The 18,174-nt window shown below is 58.8% G+C and carries 10 protein-coding genes; 1 reads left to right on the top strand and 9 read right to left on the bottom strand.

Going from position 1 to position 18,174, the window contains the following annotated elements:
- Positions 1-9: 9 nt before the first annotated feature.
- Positions 10-324 (bottom strand): thioredoxin, encoded by a 315-nt coding sequence (gene trxA, locus B5G42_RS09530; RefSeq protein ID WP_087188739.1) that lies wholly within the window; start codon positions 322-324, stop codon positions 10-12.
- Positions 325-557: 233 nt separating this feature from the next.
- Here trxA and B5G42_RS18480 point away from each other — a divergent pair, with 233 nt between their 5' ends.
- The gene (locus B5G42_RS18480; RefSeq protein ID WP_087269528.1) at positions 558-800 is read left to right on the top strand and encodes a hypothetical protein; all 243 of its coding nucleotides are present in this window, start codon (positions 558-560) and stop codon (positions 798-800) included.
- Positions 801-835: 35 nt separating this feature from the next.
- Here B5G42_RS18480 and B5G42_RS09520 read toward each other — a convergent pair whose 3' ends face one another.
- From B5G42_RS09520 to B5G42_RS09480, 8 genes are all read right to left on the bottom strand, one after another.
- On the bottom strand, positions 836-2,518 hold the full coding sequence (locus B5G42_RS09520; protein ID WP_087269526.1) for a recombinase family protein: 1,683 nt from the start codon (positions 2,516-2,518) through the stop codon (positions 836-838).
- Positions 2,519-2,624: 106 nt separating this feature from the next.
- A complete protein-coding gene (locus B5G42_RS09515) occupies positions 2,625-2,888 on the bottom strand; it encodes a DUF6870 family protein (protein WP_087188736.1) in 264 nt (87 codons plus the stop codon).
- Between the two features lie 121 nt (positions 2,889-3,009).
- On the bottom strand, positions 3,010-3,210 hold the full coding sequence (locus B5G42_RS09510; RefSeq protein ID WP_087188735.1) for a hypothetical protein: 201 nt from the start codon (positions 3,208-3,210) through the stop codon (positions 3,010-3,012).
- A 198-nt stretch (positions 3,211-3,408) separates the two neighbouring features.
- A complete protein-coding gene (locus B5G42_RS09505; protein ID WP_087269523.1) occupies positions 3,409-3,819 on the bottom strand; it encodes a sigma factor-like helix-turn-helix DNA-binding protein in 411 nt (136 codons plus the stop codon).
- Positions 3,820-4,800: 981 nt separating this feature from the next.
- A complete protein-coding gene (locus B5G42_RS09495) occupies positions 4,801-13,005 on the bottom strand; it encodes an S-layer homology domain-containing protein (RefSeq protein WP_087269519.1) in 8,205 nt (2,734 codons plus the stop codon).
- An 87-nt stretch (positions 13,006-13,092) separates the two neighbouring features.
- Entirely contained in the window at positions 13,093-14,259 is a 1,167-nt protein-coding gene (locus B5G42_RS09490; protein WP_162611071.1) for an S-layer homology domain-containing protein, read from the bottom strand.
- A 433-nt stretch (positions 14,260-14,692) separates the two neighbouring features.
- Complete coding sequence (locus tag B5G42_RS09485; RefSeq protein ID WP_087269512.1) at positions 14,693-15,538, bottom strand: tyrosine-type recombinase/integrase; 846 nt, start codon at positions 15,536-15,538, stop codon at positions 14,693-14,695.
- Between the two features lie 474 nt (positions 15,539-16,012).
- Positions 16,013-17,473 (bottom strand): relaxase/mobilization nuclease domain-containing protein, encoded by a 1,461-nt coding sequence (locus B5G42_RS09480; RefSeq protein WP_087269509.1) that lies wholly within the window; start codon positions 17,471-17,473, stop codon positions 16,013-16,015.
- Positions 17,474-18,174 lie beyond the last annotated feature (701 nt).

The raw sequence follows: 18,174 nt of genomic DNA, 5'->3' as shown, positions 1-18,174 counted from the left end.
CGCCTCCTTTTACAGTCCCATCCAGTCGATGATCTGAGCCTTGGAACCAGGGTTCACGATGGGCTCCCCCGTCTCCCCGTTCTTGAAGAGGAACAGGGTGGGAATGACCTCCACCTCAAACTGCTCCTCCAGCTCCGGCTCCTCGTCAATGTTGATCTTGCCTACCACCAGCTGACCATCAAACTGCTGGGCAATCTGGTCCAGCACCGGGCTGATCCGGCGGCAGTAGCCGCACCAGGGGGCCCAGAAGTCCACCAGCACCGGCTTGTCGGAATGAAGCACTACTTCTTCAAAATTGGCTTTGGTAATGGTAATGGGAGTCATATCCATCGTCCTTTCTGTTCCGAATAGCAGGCAATCGCCTGGCTGTATCATATGCTCCTAACTGTAACTTTATTTGTTTTATTTCTATACTGTAACTATACCAGTTACAGTTAGTCTTGTCAACCCCTTTTCCTACTTTTTTGCTGGGCGTTCCAGCGGCGCACCTCCCGTCAGGCAAACGCATAGGCTGTCATGTGGCACAGCCACAAGCCAAGCGGATAAAGGAGTACAATATGAACCACTATCTTCCCTCTGATCGGGAGTGGAAACGGAAACAGGAAGGTGGGGCCTGCTGCTGTCCGCCAGGCTGCTGCCCGCCGCCCTGTCCCCCTCCCTGCCCCGTGCCTGGTCCCACCGGACCTACCGGGGCTACCGGTCCCACTGGTGCTACCGGGCCTACCGGGCCTGCCGGTTCCGGCGCAACCGGTGCTACCGGCCCTACTGGACCCACCGGGCCCACCGGAGCGGTTTATTAAGGAAAGTCAACTATCTGAAAAAATGCGGTTTCTTGTCAAACCGCCTCGCTATGGGTATTGAGCTCGATAAACTCTCTAATCCGGCGCAACTCGTCGGCAAACCGGAATACAATGCTGATACTGCCTCCCTCATAGACCTTGATATGGTCCACCAGCTCGATCAAAACATCCCGCGTCAACTTTTCGATATTTTGATACTGCCGGAAGGTCGCCAGGAAGGGATTTTCCGTATCAATGCCGTTTTCCAGCTCCCTTTGTTCTTCTCTGAGCCGTTCCAGGACTTGGTTCAATGCCTCGGCCTGTTGTTCGTAGTCCTCTTTCATGTGCCGGTAATCAGAGTGTGTGAGCTCGCCGTCTTTCCAGTCCTGATAGATTGCCTGCTTATATCGGACGATCTTGGCAAGCTCCCGTTCCTTCTGCTCGATGGCATCATGCAGCTTTTTTGACTGGCTCTTGACCAGGGGAGCTTTATTGATCTGCTCAATGGTCTTAGAGAAGTCTACGGCCAAATAGACCTGCTGCTGGATCGCATAGAGGACGGCAGCCTCCAACTGGATATGTTTGATCGTGTGCTTGGTACAGGCACTCTTGGATTGATCCTTATAAGTACGGCAGTAATAATACACCGCATTGCCCACTTTACTGCGGGTCATTGCTTTTCCGCAATCGGCGCATTTCAGAAAGCCGCTGAACGGGTATAATTTTTTCTGCTGGGGGCCTGTGCGGGTGTCCCGCATGAGGAGCCGCTGCGCCTTGTCAAAGGTTTCCCGGTCAATGATGGCCTCATGGGTATTCTCCACAATGTACCATTCATCCTGCGGAACGATCTCCTGCACATGGACTTTGTAGCTTTTCATGCGGTAGCGGCCCTGCACCATGTCACCACAGTACATCCGGTTTTTCAGGATGCCGCCCACCGTCACGGCACACCACAAAGGGTGCTTGCCGGGGTCCAAACTTGGATTTTGATATTTCAACCCAAGGCGTTCCCGCTTGTAAGCGGCGGGACAAAGGACGCCGTGATCGTTCAGATGGCGCACAATGGCGTTTTTGCTCATACCGTCCAGGAACATCTGGAAGATGTCACGGACGACACCAGCGGCCTCCTCGTCCACTACAAGGGCGTTTTTGTCCTTGGGGTCTTTGAGGTAGCCATAGGCGGCAAAGGAACCGATGTGTTCTCCGCTGCGGCGCTTCATATCAAATACTTCCCGCACCTTGTCGGAAGTCTCCGCACAGTGATTTTCGTTGAGGACGCCCTGGATGGGTACGGCGATGCTCCGCATATTCTGGGGCTCTTTGTAGCTGTCCAGCGGTTGATGGAACAGGGAGATAAAGCGGACATTGTACCGGGGGAACCAGTCATCGAGATAGTAGCCCTGATCGCTGTAATTGCGGAAGGAACGGGCCAGGTCTTTCACGATGACGCAGTTGACGCGCCCCCGCTTAATATCCGAGAGCATCCGCTGGAAGTCGTCGCGCTCGTCATCCGTTGTGCCGGAAATGCCGTCGTCCACATATTCATCCACAATGATGTACTCGTCGCCATCGTTGAACCCGGCGATATGATCCTCGATGATCGCCCGCTGGTTGGTGACACTCTCGGACTCGTCCAGGCAACGGGCGTCCTCTTTGGAAAGGCGGATGTAAATTGCAATCCTCCAAACTCTGAATTTTGCTTTGACAGCTTCAATCTCAGCCCGGCTTTTCCGTGCCATGCTAGCCTCCTTCCCTATCACATTACACCTATATTATACCGCTTTCCGGGGGTATCATCAAGGATGCCTCCGTAGGGACAAAGTGTCCCAAAGGTGAGCGATAGGGTCAAAGACCGCTCTTTTTCCGCTGGAGGAAGTCAAGAATTGTATCTTGCAGAGACGGCGCATTGTCCGCAAACTCCAGCTTGACACCGAGCTCGCCCACGCGGAAACAATAGGGATTTCCGATGGCGTTAAGAAGATAGGCCGCCCGCAATTCCTGGGGGACCTGGGGATCAAAACACAAACCGCTGGCATCGACCAGTTCTTCCTTGCTGACCTTTTGAATATCCACGCTTGCCAGTTCCGTGAGATCGACCTGTTTTTGCATAGACCATGCGCCCCCTTTCTGCAAGATATATGCGCTGGATAGTTTGTCCTATGCGAGAACGCGCAAGGCCACCACCCCTTTTCGGGTGGTGGCCTTGCGCCTTATCAAAGGACAGAGAAAACTAATACGGACTTTGCTCGTAGTATGCCTGAGCCTCCTGTGGGCTGGTAAAGTCGAGCAGTTCGTGGAGTTCAGACATGACCCGCTGGATTACCGCAGTTTTATATCCACACCGCTCCAAAGCAAGGATCGTGTACCCTCGGCAAACACTCTCATTCCACGGCTCGGAGAGCAGGGCAGCCAGTTCGGTGTCATAGCTCATGGTTGTGCCTCCTTGATTTTTTAGGTTTGGGAGCGCCGTGCGATAGGTTCGGCCTGTCATCAGACAGCAGTTGTCGTCACAGCGCTCCCGCGCATATGGCCTGGTTCCCATCCCAATACCGCACAGAGGGAGAAAAGATTTCCCTCTACTTACCCAGGTCACTTTGAACGCAAATACGAAACAGTCTGCGGATAATTTTTAGAAAAATTTTCGCATCGCACGCAGGCCACGGTCAATGGAGATTTGCACCGCCCGGCAGCTCACATCTTCGGCCAAAGCGATCTCCCGGATCGACCAGCCCAACAGGTAGTGCGCGTCGATCCGCTGCCCCTGAACCGGGGGCAAATGGTTGAGCGCACAGCACAGCCGCCGGTACTGCTCCATCAGGTCCAGGGCAACCTCCGGGGAAGGCTGAAACTCACAGGCGGCGTATTCAATGCCATCATCCGCGTCCAAAGAGTAGTTGGCCTTGTTCCTTTTCATACGCCGGTGGTGGGTGACTTCATACCGCTTGTCAGCTCGCAGTTCCTCGGCCACCTCGTCCGTCACCTCTATGTATTCATCGGTCTTGTACCAATAAAAAAACTCTTTCAAGTTGATGGTCGTCATTTGTAATTCCTCCGTTCAGATGGTGGGTTGAAGCAATCTGAACAAAGGAACGGCGGTGATCTGCACCGTGGGAAAATGGGGGCCACTTTGGGACAAAGTGGCCCAAACCTATTATTACATGGCAAAAAAACACAAAAAACGACAAAGAGAAGTCCCGCAGAGGCTTGGACCTCTGCGGGACTTCTTTTCAGCGTTATTCGGTTTTCTGCTATCAGGACGCGCTCATATTATGCTCCTTTATTGCCTTGTTGTAGGAAAAGAATATTAGGTTCTTTATAAGATGGTATCCTTGGCGTAGGTGCTCCCCCGCATATGAGGGGGAGCGGCTTGTAGCCTCTGCGCCCTCATGAGGAGAGAAAATCTTCTCTCATATACCGCAAAAAAGCGGGCTAATAGAGCACAGAATCGAAAAATTTTCTTAGGTTCTCCAAGTCGCAGCGAATGGACTCCCAGATGGCTTTCTTATCTATGTATTCTCCCGGGCGATCTGCCGGAAGTCTTAGCTGGGATCAAATCGGCGACCACTCGGCGAATCTGGGCCTCCGGCAGGGAGCTGAGGGCGTCCAGAGCCGCATGAATAGCTCCGCATAATCCCGCAACTCCTGGCCATGGACTCATGGAAGCAGGCCATATATTTGATCCCATCACGCAGTCCATGGGTGAAACGCTTTTTCAGATCGAAGGATATCATTTGTATCACTCCATTCAGATTAAGTCTAAAGATGACATTCTGAACAGAGAATTGGATGGGAGTGACAGCGGGGCGGCTCCCGCCGGACCTTGGGACGCTGTGTCCCAAAGCTGTGGAACTGCGGCAGAATCTACTAATTAAGCGACAAAGGAAAGCCCCGCAGGGGCTGAAAGTCTCTGCGGGGCTCAACTTTGCCAGTATCCAGCTGTTTAGAATCAGGATAAGCTCCTTTATTCGCAGAATCGGAATCCTGGATTAGTTCGGATACCAGGGACGGATTATTCCAAACCCTACTTCACCACATTCTCACAGAAGCGCATGAGGATGGTGGCGATCTCGGCGCGGCTGGCGGAGCCCTGGGGGCTGAGGGTGGTGTCGCTGGTGCCGGTGATAAGGCCGGCACTTACGGCCCACTGCATGGCCTGCTGGGCCCAGGAGGCCACCTGGCCGTAGTCGCTGTATTCCTGCGCGGCCATGCCGCCCTGGCTCACGTCATAGCCCTTGTACTGGGCGTAGCGGTAGAGCATGACGGCCATCTGCTCCCGGGTGATGGTGTCGTTGGGAGCAAAGGCGCTGCCATCTCCCACGCCGTTGACGATGCCCTCAGACGCCGCCCAGGCCACCGCGTCGGTGTACCACTGGCCGGCAGCCACGTCCTGGAAGGACACGGCGCCGGAAACAGCGGGTTCCTTTTCCAGGCGGTAGAGCAGAGTGGCCAGCATGGCCCGGTTGGTGGTCATGCCGGGGGCGAAGCTGGAGGCGCCGGTGCCGTCCATGAGCCCATTGGCATAGGCGTAGGCCACCGCGTCATAGTACCAGGCGCTCTCCGCCACGTCGGTGAAGGGCAGCTCCACCGGGGTGGGCTCCTCCTCGACGGGCTTGAAGCCGGCCTCCACAGTCACCTTGCTGCCGGGCATGGTGAAGGAATAGCGGCCATTTCCAAGATCGGTGGTGGCCACCGCTTTCCCGCTGGCGTCCGTGACCGTGAGGATATCCAGCTCGTACCCGTTGGCGGGCTTGACGGTGATGGTCACGGTCTCGCCCTTGGCCGCGGCATCGGCACTGAGGGAGATCGTGCCGTGAGTAGTGCCGGCTGCTGTGACGGAGTGATCGGTGGAGACTGCGCCACCGCCGCCTCCGCCTCCGCCGCTGCCACCGCCGCCACCGCCGTGGTCGTCGTCCGGGTCGTCGGGCTCCACCGGTTTTTCATTTTCGGTGAAGCTGGCAGTCGCAACAAGGGTCTCTCCGCTCTTCAGCGCATCCAAGAAGTCCTCGTTGACCTCGGTGTACGTGTCCCCGCCGATGGTCCAGCCGTTGAAGGTATACCCCTCCTGCGCCAGCTTGGGCAGCTCTGTGCCCAAGTCGGTGGGGGTGAATACCCGGGTCTGGGCCCCATCGTCCAGAGGGAAGGTGACCGAGCCGGTCCGGTTGTCGGAGACCACCTCGAACTCGGAGAAGCTGCTGGTCCAGAAGGTGAGGACATGGTCCTTGATGGTGGTGGGCCTGATGTACTCCCACCGACCATCGGAACGGTGGTGTCGGACAAAGGTGGTGCCCTCTGTCAGGGTAATGTCGCTGGGCACCTGGATGGAGACCTCCACCGGCGCGGTGATCTGGTCGTTGGACAGGGTGCCGGAAGCGATGGGCCCGGCAGAAGGACCGGGCTCCCCGCCTGCCTCTTCCCCGTCCTTCGCGTCGGGGACGATCTGATAGACGGGGGTGATGTCCACCTTGTAGGACTCTCCGGGCGTGTACTCCTTCACTTCCAGCCGCTGGGAGACCTCCATTTTGACGCTGGAGACCTCTCCTTCTACCTTATCCAGAGCGTCCTCGACGATCTCCTCCACGGCGGAGGCGATGGCGGCCAGAATGTTGGTGAACTTGTTGTCCACGGAGTTGGCTGCCGTGTTCATTTCTTCTTTCTGCGCGTCCTCCAAATCGGCGGTCACCCCTTCGGCGGGGGGCACCACGTCGGTCTTGCCGTTCGTCAGTGTCACATCGGTGGGCTTGACCGCAAGGCCGCCGGCGTCCACGCCGTAGGTCACGCCGCTCAGGGTCACGGTTCCCGTTTCCCCAGAGGAGACCGTGGCAGAGCCGCTCTGACCGCCGCCAGACACGGTGACGGTGATAGTTTCCTCCGGACTGCCGACCAGGCCGCTGAGCATGATGCTGGTGCCGTCCATGTGGGCGGTGACGCTGCCGTCGGTCTTGCTCAGGGTGATGGTGGGCAGGACGATGGTGAACTGATGGGGCGTCACATCGGCCGCCACCACATAGTTGGGGTTCTGGCTCACGGCGGTGACCTGATAGGTGCCCGGCTCGGTGGCCTCGGGTACGGAGAAGGTCACCTCGTCTCCCTCCACCAGCCCCTCCTTTGCCGTGGCAGTGGGCGCGATGGGCTGGCCGGTGTAGGTGAGTTCCTCACTGCTCCACTCCAGGGCGGTGATCGTGGCCGGGGTGATGACGTACTCTGCCGTGCAGTCCTCGGGCAGGGCGTAGTTGCCGCTGCTCAGGCCGGAGGCCGCCGCCGTGTGCGTGCCGGCGTTCTTCTGACCGCCGCCCGTCACGGTGACGGTGACGGCATCGTCCTCCATCAGGCCGCCCGCCTGGGCGGTGACGCTGGAGGGCTGGCCGTCATAGACCCGCTCCTCCGTGCCGGTCCAGGTGAGGGTGACCTCCTTGGGCTGGACGGTGAGCCGATACTGGCCGGAGAGCTCCCCAGCCGTGGCGGTGATGACGGTGCTGCCCGCACCCACGATGGTCACCGTGCCGGCTGCGTCCACAGTGGCCACGTTGGTGTCGGCGCTGGTGTAAGTAAAGCTGGCGGAGGCGCCCTCGGCGCTGGCGGGGTTGGCAAAGGCCGCGTCGCCGTAGGTGCGGGTGAGAACGCCGTTTTCGCCGCTGTCCTGAAAGGTGACGCCGCCGCCCGCGATGGTCACAGTGACGATGTCGGAGTTGCGGCTGGAGTAGTAGTCCTGTCCGTCCACGGTGGCGAAGGGGCGGACGCGGAACTGGTGCTCCCCGGCGCTCAGGCCGGTAAAGGTGAACTCCGGCTCGTCCACGATGCCCCTGCGGGTCCAGGTGCCGCCCACGTTCTGGTAGACGATGTACTGCTGGGCGCCAGGCGCGCTCTCCCAGGTCAGACGCACGCTGTTGGAGGTGGCGGTGTACGTGAAGTCCTCCGCGGTCAGATCCTGCGGGACCACCTGGTAATTTACCGATACCTCGCCATAATAAGGGCCATCGGAATAGCCTACGATCCGCACGGTGGCTGTACCCACATTTACGTTGTTTTCCCAATAGGGCATGTAATCACCGTAAGTGGACTGGCCGAACAGCTCATAGCCGGTCTCAGGGTCGGTGACAGTGACGGCGGGGCGGCGCGGTTCGCCTGTGTAGTAGCCGTACTGATAGGCCAGCTCGATGTCCAGGGTGGAGATGTCCTTGCCATGGAGCCCGCAGGTTTCATATTCCCAAGTTTCCATGTTGAATACCTGGCGGGTACAAACATGATCCTCATTATAGAGATGGCCCTGACGCCGAGTTTCAGAGAATGTGCGGTATTTATTGCAGTCATGGCACCAGCAGATCAGGTTTCCATTCTCCCAGCACTGAGCGGTGTTGATCGACTCAGCATCATGGAGCAGACCGTCGTCTCCCGCATGATGAAGAGTATCCTCGCCTACGGCAAACCAGCCAGTCATGAGCTTGCCCGCGTTGAGATAAACCTGGCCGCTCTTGCCGGAGGCATTGGTGTAGGCCGCGTAGCCGGTATAGGACGCGGCGGGGATCGTGTAGCCGCAGGAGCAGGTCAGCTGGTCGCTGCCGTTCCAGGTGTAGCTGTGGGTGTGGCTGCCGCTGCCCTTGGTCTTGGTGAAGCTGTCCATCAGCTCGGGGCTGCCGTTGTTGTAGTCGTAGACCTGAATGGTCAGCTCGCTGTCGGTGGTGTCCAGGGTGAGGTAGAGGGCCTGATAGTCGTTGGTGGCCTTGGCGAAATGGAACTCCGGGGTGTCGGTGACGCCGTAGCTTTTCTCCCCCAGGCTGCCGCAGATGAAATAGGTGATGCCGGTCTCCGGGCTCACCACCTGGCCGTCCAGCATGGGCTGGGTGCGGGCGTAGGCGTGGTCGTGGCCGGAGAGGACCACATCGATCCCGGCCTCCTGGACCGCCTCCACGATGGCCTGCTGGGCGCTGCTGCCCATACCGGCCGTCACGTTGGTGTAGTAGGGGGGCTGGTGGGTGACCAGCAGCTTCCAGGTGGCGCCGGAGGCCTGGGCGTCCGCCACCAGCTGATCCAGTGCCGCATCGGAGAAGCTGTTGTAGGCGATGGTGGCCACGAATACGTTGCCTACCTTCATGGAGTAGTAGCTGGAGTTATCCTGGTTATAGATGACGGTATGGGGGTCGATCCCACCCTCCTGCTCGTGGTTGCCCACGGCAAAGAGCCGATCCATGGTCAGGCTCTCCAGCATCCCCATGGTGTTGTTCCAGTAGGAGTAGGAGGAGCCGTTGTCCACCAGATCGCCGGTCTGGATCGCTAAGTCCAGGCCGTCCACACCCGCCTGCTCCAGAATGCCGGAGAGGTTTGCGTTATCGTTTTCCTGCAGATCGCCCATCACCAGGGCGCTGATGCCGGTGTTTTCATAGACGGTGGTGAAGCTGCTGGCCTCGGACCAGTGCTCGCCGTCGCCCACCCGGTAGTAGTAGGTCCTGCCGGGGGTCAGGCCGGTGACCTCCGCGCCGCACACATAGGCGGCGGCGTTGCCGCCGGAGAAGGTGACCAGGTCGCAGTCCGCGCTCTGGGGCTCGGCAGTCTCCAGGGCCTCTTCGCTCTCCGCGATCTGGATGCAGGCGGAGCTCCCGGCATAGAGCGGGTTGGCCAGCCAGCTCACGTTCAGGGTGTCGGCGGCGTCGGCGGCGTTGCGCCACACCCGGGTGGGGGTGCCGTCGGTATTTCCCTGGGGCCAGTAGACCGGGGCCACATACTCGGCGGAGACGCCGCCCTCGGTGTCCTGGGCGGTGACCGTCAGGGAGGTGGTGCCTTCCTTAGGCTTGCAGCTCACTCGGCCGTCAGCGCCGGAGGTGCCCAATTCGGCGCTGCCCGCGTACAGGGTGACGCCGCTGGCCGGCTCACCGCTGGCGGTGTGGCTGATTTGGAACCAGCAGGTGTCCGCCAGGCCCGCCACCATCTGCCCGGAGGTGACGGTATAGGGGGCGGTCACGGTCCAGGAGGGGGTGGCGTTGAAGGTGGAGCCGCCGGCCTGGCCGTTCACCGGGATGGTCAGCGTCGTACCGGTGGCCGCGCCGGCGGGCACGTTCAGGGTCAGGGTGGCCATGGAGCCGGAGTTCACCGAACCGGTGACTGTGAAGGTGAGCTCCTCCGCGGTGCTGTTGTAGCTCATACTGCTGACCTCGCAGGACGCAGCGGGGGTGATTTGATAACCGTCGGCGTAGGCGCGGGGCACGTCCAGGGTCACGGTCATGGAGTCCACGGAGTTATCCCGGGGGGTGAAGTCCAGGTGGATCTGCCCGCCTAGCACGGCAGTGGTCTCCTGAGCGGTGACCTCCACCGGGGCGCCGTCCCCCTCCGGGTCGGCCACGGTGACGGTAAAGGTACGGGTGGCCTCGTTACCGTAGTTGTCCACCACCGAGATGCGGATGGTGTGGCTGCCGTTGGCCAGGCGGATGCCCGCCCGCAGGGTGTCCGCGCCCACGATGACGCCGTCGCCCTCCACCAGGCGGTTGTCCACGTACAGGGAAGCGGAGGCCACGCCGGTGTTGTTGCGGTCGGTCTCGGTACTGTCGTTGAAGAAAGCCTCGATGTCCAGCGCCCCGGAGGCCAGGGTCATGCCGCTGGTCAGGTTTACGGCGTCTCCGCCGCCGGCCTTCACAGTAATGGATTCAATGTCCGGGGCGGAGGTATCCTCAGGGGTGCTGCCGTAGATGAAGGTGATGTTGTCGAAATAGAGCGTACCGCTCAAATTTCCTTTGCTCAGGTTGTTGCCGCTGGAATCAAAGGTAGCCAGGTATTCGGGAATGGGGACCTGGTCGATGGTCACCGTTTCACCGGTGGTACCCAGGGTCACCGTGTCGGGGACCACGGCACCGATGTCGAGCGGGGTGGTGGTGTATCCGCCCGTAAAGCTGGCCACACGCGGGTCATCCTTGTCCACCAGGATGATATTGCCGTTCTCATCGGTCTGGCACTTGACCCAGCCCACGGGGGAAGCCCAGAGCTTGGCCGCGCCAATGCTTTGCTTGGGATTTGCCATCATGACGCGGACGGTCTGACCAGCCGGGATGGTCACCGGGGTTTGAAGCTTGCTGATGTCAGCCTCGAAGTAATGCCAGTTGTCGTCCGCGTTTCGGGCCACATTGTTGGGCCGGTAAATGTCGTTTTCCGTAAAGTCCAGCTGGGAGGCATTTCCGCTGCCGTCCCGGTACTGGAGCCGCAGCCAAAGGTTGGGCGTGTTCTTGGGGATGTATACCCAGATGCCGATCCGGGTGGGATTGCCCAGGTTGGCAAGCTCGATGTCCTCCACGGCACCGAAGCACGCGCCGTCTGTTTTTCCGGCGTTGGTGCTGAAGTCATAATCGACGCGCATGGAGTGTTCGCCAAATCGCACGGGATACCCGTCCGCCTTGCTTACGATTTCAGCCTTGCCCACCTGCCGGCCATCGGTGGTGCGCCCGGCATAGGAGACGCAGGTATAGCCGTAGCCCTCCGCCGCGATCTCTTCCTGTGTTTTGGCTGTTTCAAAGGCGGTGTAAGTTCCGTTTTTATCAAACTGGCCGGCATAGGTTTCAAAGCTGTGGAAAACAGTTGTGTTCTCACTTTCAAAATCCATGGCCACAATGGGGTCTTTACAGGCGTCCACTGTGACGGTGCCGAAAATGCTGTTGTCTGCCTTGCTGGTCACCGTCACTCTGGCGGTGATCGCGGAGGCGGTCTTTTCGGAATCAGTCAGAGTATGGTCGGGTTGCTTCAGGTTGGCCCCAGTATATACGGGATCGCAGGTGAGCCGGTTGTTATTTACCGTTCCCAACGTTAGATACTGCATTTGATCCGGACTGGACTCAACAGTCTCAACTACCGTTTCATAATCATTTTCGTCTGGACCCACCCACTGCCGCCGGGTATACTGCGTCGGCTCGATGGTCCAGGTGAAGTCCCCGTCCTTGTAGTGGACCTCCCGCTGCTGGTAGTACACCCGCAGGCCCAGGTCGGAGGTGTCCCCCTGGCCGATGCTGGCAGTCTCCTCCGCGAAGGTGATCTGGTCGGGGTGGGCGATGGTGATGGTGGTCTGGCCCACCACCTCGGCGCCGCTGTTCAGATAGACCGTCACGTCGCCTTCCGTTCCATTGGAAGTGAAGCGGCCGGTGCCGCTGTCGATGGTGCCGTAGCCGGAGGCCACCGACCAGTAGGTGCCGTCAGGCAGGGGGGCCGGGCCGCCGGACTTGTCCGCGCCCACGGCAGTGAACTGCACGGTGGAGCCGGGGGTGTACACCTCGTTGGCGGGGGAGAGGGCGGCGTGGTCAAACACCCCGTCGGCCTTCACCCGGGAGAGGATGAAGATCGAGGAGCTCACCTGCCGCTCCTGGCCGTCGGAGGGGTTGTTGCGGGTGGTGATCTGGCTGTCGCCCTCCCGGCGGGAGACGAAGGTAGAGGAGCCGCTACCGTCCAGCATCAGGGCGGTGACACAGCCCCGGGCCTTCATCATCTGGGCCACCTCGTACTGGGTGTAGCCGCAGGAGACGGGATAGCGCTGGCCGTAGCACACCATGGACACCACAGTGCCGTCGGCCTTGATACCGATGGCGGTGTAGGTCACGTTGCGCCCGCCGGGCTGGACGTTGACCGCTCCGTCCTTCACCAGCAGGGTGCCGCCGGCCACCGCGTGCCGCAGGGTGGCCAGGAACGCCTCGCTCGTGTCGTTGGAGATCAGGGCGTCCCCGTTCTGGTCGATGGCGAAGTAGTAGCTGCTGCTGGGCTGGTTGTAGATCACGCCGTCGATCATCAGAATGCCGCTGGGCTGGCCGGTGGCCATGTTATAGTAGTCGGCGTTCAGCGCCGCCACGATGGTGGCGTCGGCGTAGTCCTCCGAGCGGGCAAAGTAGCTCTGGGCGCTCTTTGCCTGGTCGGAGACCGTCTGCATCCGCCAGGTAATCTCCTGGTCGGTAAGGATGCCCTCCAGGTTGGCGTAGCCCGCCATGATCTCCGCCTGGTCCAGGTCGATCTCGCAGAAGAAGTCGATGTTCTGGTTCAGGCCGGAGCGTTCGTTAGTATAGGTCACGTATTCCGTGACGCCGGGGGCCAGGGGATAGGCCGTCTCCGACACAAAGAGCCGGGGCTCGCCAGCCTCGCCCTTGAACAGCTCGGTGCCGGAGGCCGTGCCCTCAAAGGAGGACACAGCCAGCACGGAGCCGGGGAGCAGCTGGACCGCCAGCAGCAGGGCCAGCAGCCCGCTGCCGGCCCGCTTGAGCCAGTGTCTCATTGGTACACCTCCTGAATGATAAAAAGGCGGCGGCTTCAAGCCGCCGCCCTGCTTATGTGTGCTAGAGTCGCTAGGGGTACAGATCGCTTAGATGACTTCCTCAGAAGAGTCGGTGCCGTTGTTGCCGCCCTGAGCCTCGCCAAACTCGGATTCATCCTCGTCGGGATCAGTGGGATCCTGTTCCTCGGGGTCCTCGGGCTTCGGGTCTTGTTCTTCAGGGTCCTCGGGCTTTGGCTCCTGCTCTTCGGGGTCCTCGGGAGTAGGTGTTTCTTCCTCGGGATCATCGGGAGCCGGAGTTACCTCTTCCTCGTCGTCGTCGCCGGGCTGGGGATCAGGATCGGGCTCAGGGGTAGGAGTTACGCTACCGCCGCCACCGCCGCCGGAGGAAGAACCGCCGGAGCTCTGGCTGGGAACAGTGTAGTCGGTGCCGGCGGTGACCGTCTTGCCGTTCACCGTCACGCCGTCGGTACCCTCAACAGCCAGGACCGCCACGCCCGCGGGAACGTTGGTCAGCGCCACATCGTCGGCCACCACGCTCACAGTGGCGTCGCCGGTGTAGCCCTTCATGGACACCTTGGCGCCCTCGGCAGCCACCACCACGGTGGCGTCCGCGTCGCCGGTGAGCGTCACATTGTCAGCCAGAACCAGCACAACGCCGCTCTCCTTCAGCTCAACAGTGCCGTTCTCGACCACATAATAAGCGATAGTCTGGTCCAAAAGGGCCATCACGCTGGCGCGGTTGATGTTCAGCTTGGGGGCTATGTCACCGGCAGAAGTGCCGTTTACATAGCCGTTGTTGACGAGGGCGTACACATAGCCCTTGGCCCAGGAAGAAATCTCGGAGGAGTCGGCAAAGCTGCCATTCAGGCTGCTCTCCTCCTTAATGCCCAGCGCACGGGCAAACATCACAAAGAACATCTCACGGGTCACAGTGCCGGTGGGATCCATCTGATCAGCTGCAACACCATTCATGATGCCCTGTGCCACACAGGCGGCAAACGCATCGGCATACCAGGCGTCAGCAGCAACATCAGTATAGGCGCTGAGGTCGGCCTTGCCAGTCAGCTTCAACAGATTAGCGAATACCTGGGCAGCCTCCGCCCGGGTCATCATGCCCTCTGGGTTGAACTGGCCGTTGGAGCCCTGAACTACACCCGCGTCGCTCCAGCGGGCGATGCTCTCCTCTGCCCAGTGCCCGGCGGTATCCGAGTACTCGGCGGCCATCGCCACGGCGGGCAGAAGAGATGTCAGCATACACAGGCAAGTTGCAATAGCCAATAGTTTCTTCTTCATGTTTCTACTCACTCCTATTATGTTGATTTCTTGTTGCGCTGTTTATCGGGGCACAGTGCGGAGCCGGAGCATTACCCCCCCCTTTTGTGGACAAAATTGATATTCTGACGCACGGGCCAGTCGATGGAAATAAAGATTTCCATTTCTTGTTCTTTATTTTAGCTCACTACGCTTTAAAAGGCAATAATAATTTTAAGAAAACAACTATAATTTCCATACCAGGCATAATAGATTAGCCCGTCAGTGCGAGAGATGTACTGACGGCCACTTTTTTGCGCACAAAACCACAATTTTGTGGCCCCTCAAGCCGACATATCGGCCTGAATGCTGGCCCGCAGACAAATTAGAAGTAAGCTGTGGAGCGGATGTGCGTCAGAATATCAATTTTGTCTCCTTATGATATGAGACGCAGTTGCTCCAGCACTTTGGCGTGCTCCGCTCCCGTGGAAAGAAGATAGATGCGAGTGGTCCCGATGGAAGAATGGCCCAGCACATCGGCCAGCTTTACCACATCCCGGCATGCCTGGTAAAACGTCCGGGCGAACAGATGCCGCAGGTTGTGAGGGAATACCTTGGTAGGTGCCACTCCCGCCCGCTGGCACAGCCCTTTCATCTCTCTCCATATCTGTTTTCTGGAGAGAGATGTCCCGCTTCTGGTGAGAAAGATCTCGCCGGAGGCGATTTTATTTTTTCTGGCATATTTCAGAAGCTTGCGGCAAAGCTTGCCCGGCAAGAGGATGGCGCGGATCTTGCCCTTGAGCGCTACCTCTACCTTCCCGCACCGGGCGGCATCCACGGTGAGGTATCGCACCTCGCTGACCCGGATGCCAGTGCTACAGATGCTCTCCATCAGCAGGGCTAGCCGCTCCCGGCCTGTGCTGCGGGCCGCTGCCAGTAGCTGGTCATACTCCCTGCGGGTCAGCTCCCGCCCGGCCTCCCGGAACAGCCGACGCTGTATTTTCAGGTGCTTGACCTTACAATCTGCCTGGCCGAGAAAGCACAAAAAACGGTCCAGCGCAGTTAGCTTGCCGTTGACGGTGGACGGCTCACAGCCCTGCGCAAGCAGAAACGCTTTCCAGCGGACACCAGCTTCCTTTTTCAACTGTTTTTTTCCAAGCCAGGCCGCGAACTGTGCGACGTCTCTGCGGTATTTTTCTATTGTGGCCGCACTGCGCTCCTCACCGCTCAGATACTGACAAAAGCAATCCAAATCTTCCGTGCTGATACCCCACTTTTTCATGCCATACCCCTTTCCGCTTCTACGCTGCTGTCCTTTGGATGCAACTTTTGATAAGAAACAAGGGTCCGCAGGTCGTTTGCCCGGCACATCCAAATCAGGTCAGAACTGCAGATATCCAAAATGTTTTTTGTCGCAGCGTGTGTAGAAAGTATATCATGGTGGACCTCAAAGGTACATGGAAACCAGAAAGGACCGCAGTTCGGTGCAGTGATGGATGCGTGCCGGGCCGGGTACCGGCAAGCAAGGCAAGTGTGGACACACTTGCCTTTTTCGCAAGGCCGAAGGCCCCGCGAAAATGCTTGTTGGGGAGCCTCCCCAAACCCCGTTGTCGGCGCAAGCTCCATATCCCGCGCCCCGCCGTAAACGGCAGGGCTTACTCATTCCGCTGCGCCTCCTCTCCCCACGCAAACCCTGTTTGCGCGGGGACCCCGCTATGGGACACTTTGTCCCATAGGTCTGTCTGCGGAACCGCCCCTATCGGGTCTGTTCCTTATCGGCGCGTCCGCCGGTGAGATTGATAAGGTGGTCAATGTTGCCCTTCGCCGTCACCAGCTCCCGCATTTCCTTTTGCGCGGCGCGGTATTGAGCGGTGAGGGCTTTTTTGCGCTCGGTCAGCTCCCGGCGCTTTTGTTTCAAGGCGTCCATTTTGGGGAGCTTGGCTCCGTCCAAAAGATCGTTCATGGTGGCCTTGGCCTCCCGGTAGTCGGCCAGCTCCGCCTCGTGCTGGGCCAGATATTTCTTGCTGTACTTGGCCGCCTTGTAGCCATCGAACACGGGCCGGGTTTTTGCGTACTGCACCACGGCCCCCATGAGAGCGGCGGTATGGGTCAGCTCCTCCTGGACGGCCCGGAGCTCCCCGGCCAGGGTGTGTTCTTGGTCCACCGCCGCATCGGTCTTGGCCGCCAGTTCATCATAGTCGGTCAGACCGTATTCCTGGAGAAATTGCAGGGCGGCGGCCATCTGTTTTAAGTTATAAATCTTGGCCCACCGCTCATAGCCAGGACCCTTGCCCTGTGCCATGCGCTGCTGAATGTCAATAATCAAATTGAGCCGCCTGGGGGCAGGACGGGCGCTGCCGGTGTTCAGAGTACGCACCGGGGCTGTGCCGTCGATGACGGCCTGCACCGCCTCCGGGCCGTAACCGTCCCCCAGGGTGGAGCTCCGCCAGCGGGCAGGCCGGGCAAAGCCGGGGAGCTGGAACGAGAGGACACCGCCCCGCCCGTGGATCACCTGAACGCCGGACGCCTCCAGCGCGGCGAGGAAGGCCGGAAGATCAGCGGGCCGCTCCGTCAGAATGGCGTCGATGATGGAACGGAGTTGTTCTTTTTGAGAGGGGCGACGATCTCCGCCCAGCCATTGGCCGTAGTGAAGATACTGGCCCTGACTGTGGAGTTTGGGATTTTGTATGACGGACAAATCATGCTCCAGGCATACCCGGTCCGACAGGCGGCGCAAAGCAAAACTGGAGCCCAGGAAGTTACGGTACTTGCGGGAATAGTCCAGGGAAACGGCGTTGTAGTAGATGTGGTTATGGATGTGCTGGCGGTCTGTATGGGTGGCAACGAAAAAGGCATACTTGCCCTTGGTCCAGCGCATCGCCGTTTCATAGCCCACCTTGTTTGCCTCCTCCGGGGTGATCTCACCCGGCTTGAAGGACTGGCGGATTTGATAGCACAGTACATCGGCCTCCCGGCGTTGCTCCCGGCCCGTGGCGGCCTTGTACTTGGCCTTGGCAAGCAGAAACTCGGCGTCGGCGGTCATGTGGTCGCACTCATAGGAGGAGATCAATTCGCCGCCCTGAGTCTTGTCCGGGTTCTTCCCATAGTCAAGGCGGTATTTGAGGGATTGGGCGATGGTTTCTCCTTTGCTGATTTTGTGCTTTTTGAAGTAGGTTGTGGCCGTAGGCAGTTCTCCTTTCCATGCGGCAAATGTCATCTGCTGTCAACCGTCACTTGAGCTTTTGGACTATATAAAGAGCAACGAAACTGAAAGTGAATGGAGAACACTTCTCCCTGCACTGCCATCTGGCTCGTTTTTAAGGTTCATGGTAACAAACTTAAGCTTCGCTGAGTTCGTCACCTGGATTAAGCTTCTGCACTTGGTATTGCACACGGCGTGTATTTTTTTGCGTCAGCAAAATCCCATTTGATTGCCTCCTTGCGCAGCTCATACAGTTCCTGGTATTTTGGGGTAAAGCGGGTGCCGTCCGCCAACTCCTCGTACTCACTCCAAATATGTCACTGTACTGTTTTTATGCTTCTCTGGAGCAAATATACATATGGCGAAAGGGACCCTCGACGCAAATGCTCAGTTCCCTTCTGTACTCCCAGTATCTATCCCGTTTTATAATACGGTAGGTCAAAACGTGGTATTCCGTTCAGATCACATTGTAATAGTGCCAATCATATATATAATTTCGCCATACATCTCCCTTTCTCGTTTGTGGCCGCTTATATACTGTGGACAGCACATACCCACCTCCAAATACCTTTTGCAGATATGAGGGCGCTAGTAGGCGGAATCCATAGCAATGCTCTCTACTTCCAAGAATGCCTCCATCGGGCAGTCATTGACTTCGTCAAATGCTACACTATCATGTATATTTCCAGGTGTGATCATAATCTCCTGTGCAAAGC

It is taken from the genome of Flavonifractor sp. An91, from assembly GCF_002159225.1.
Lineage (GTDB): Bacteria > Bacillota > Clostridia > Oscillospirales > Oscillospiraceae > Flavonifractor > Flavonifractor avicola.
This window is presented reverse-complemented; position numbering and strand designations above follow the sequence as displayed.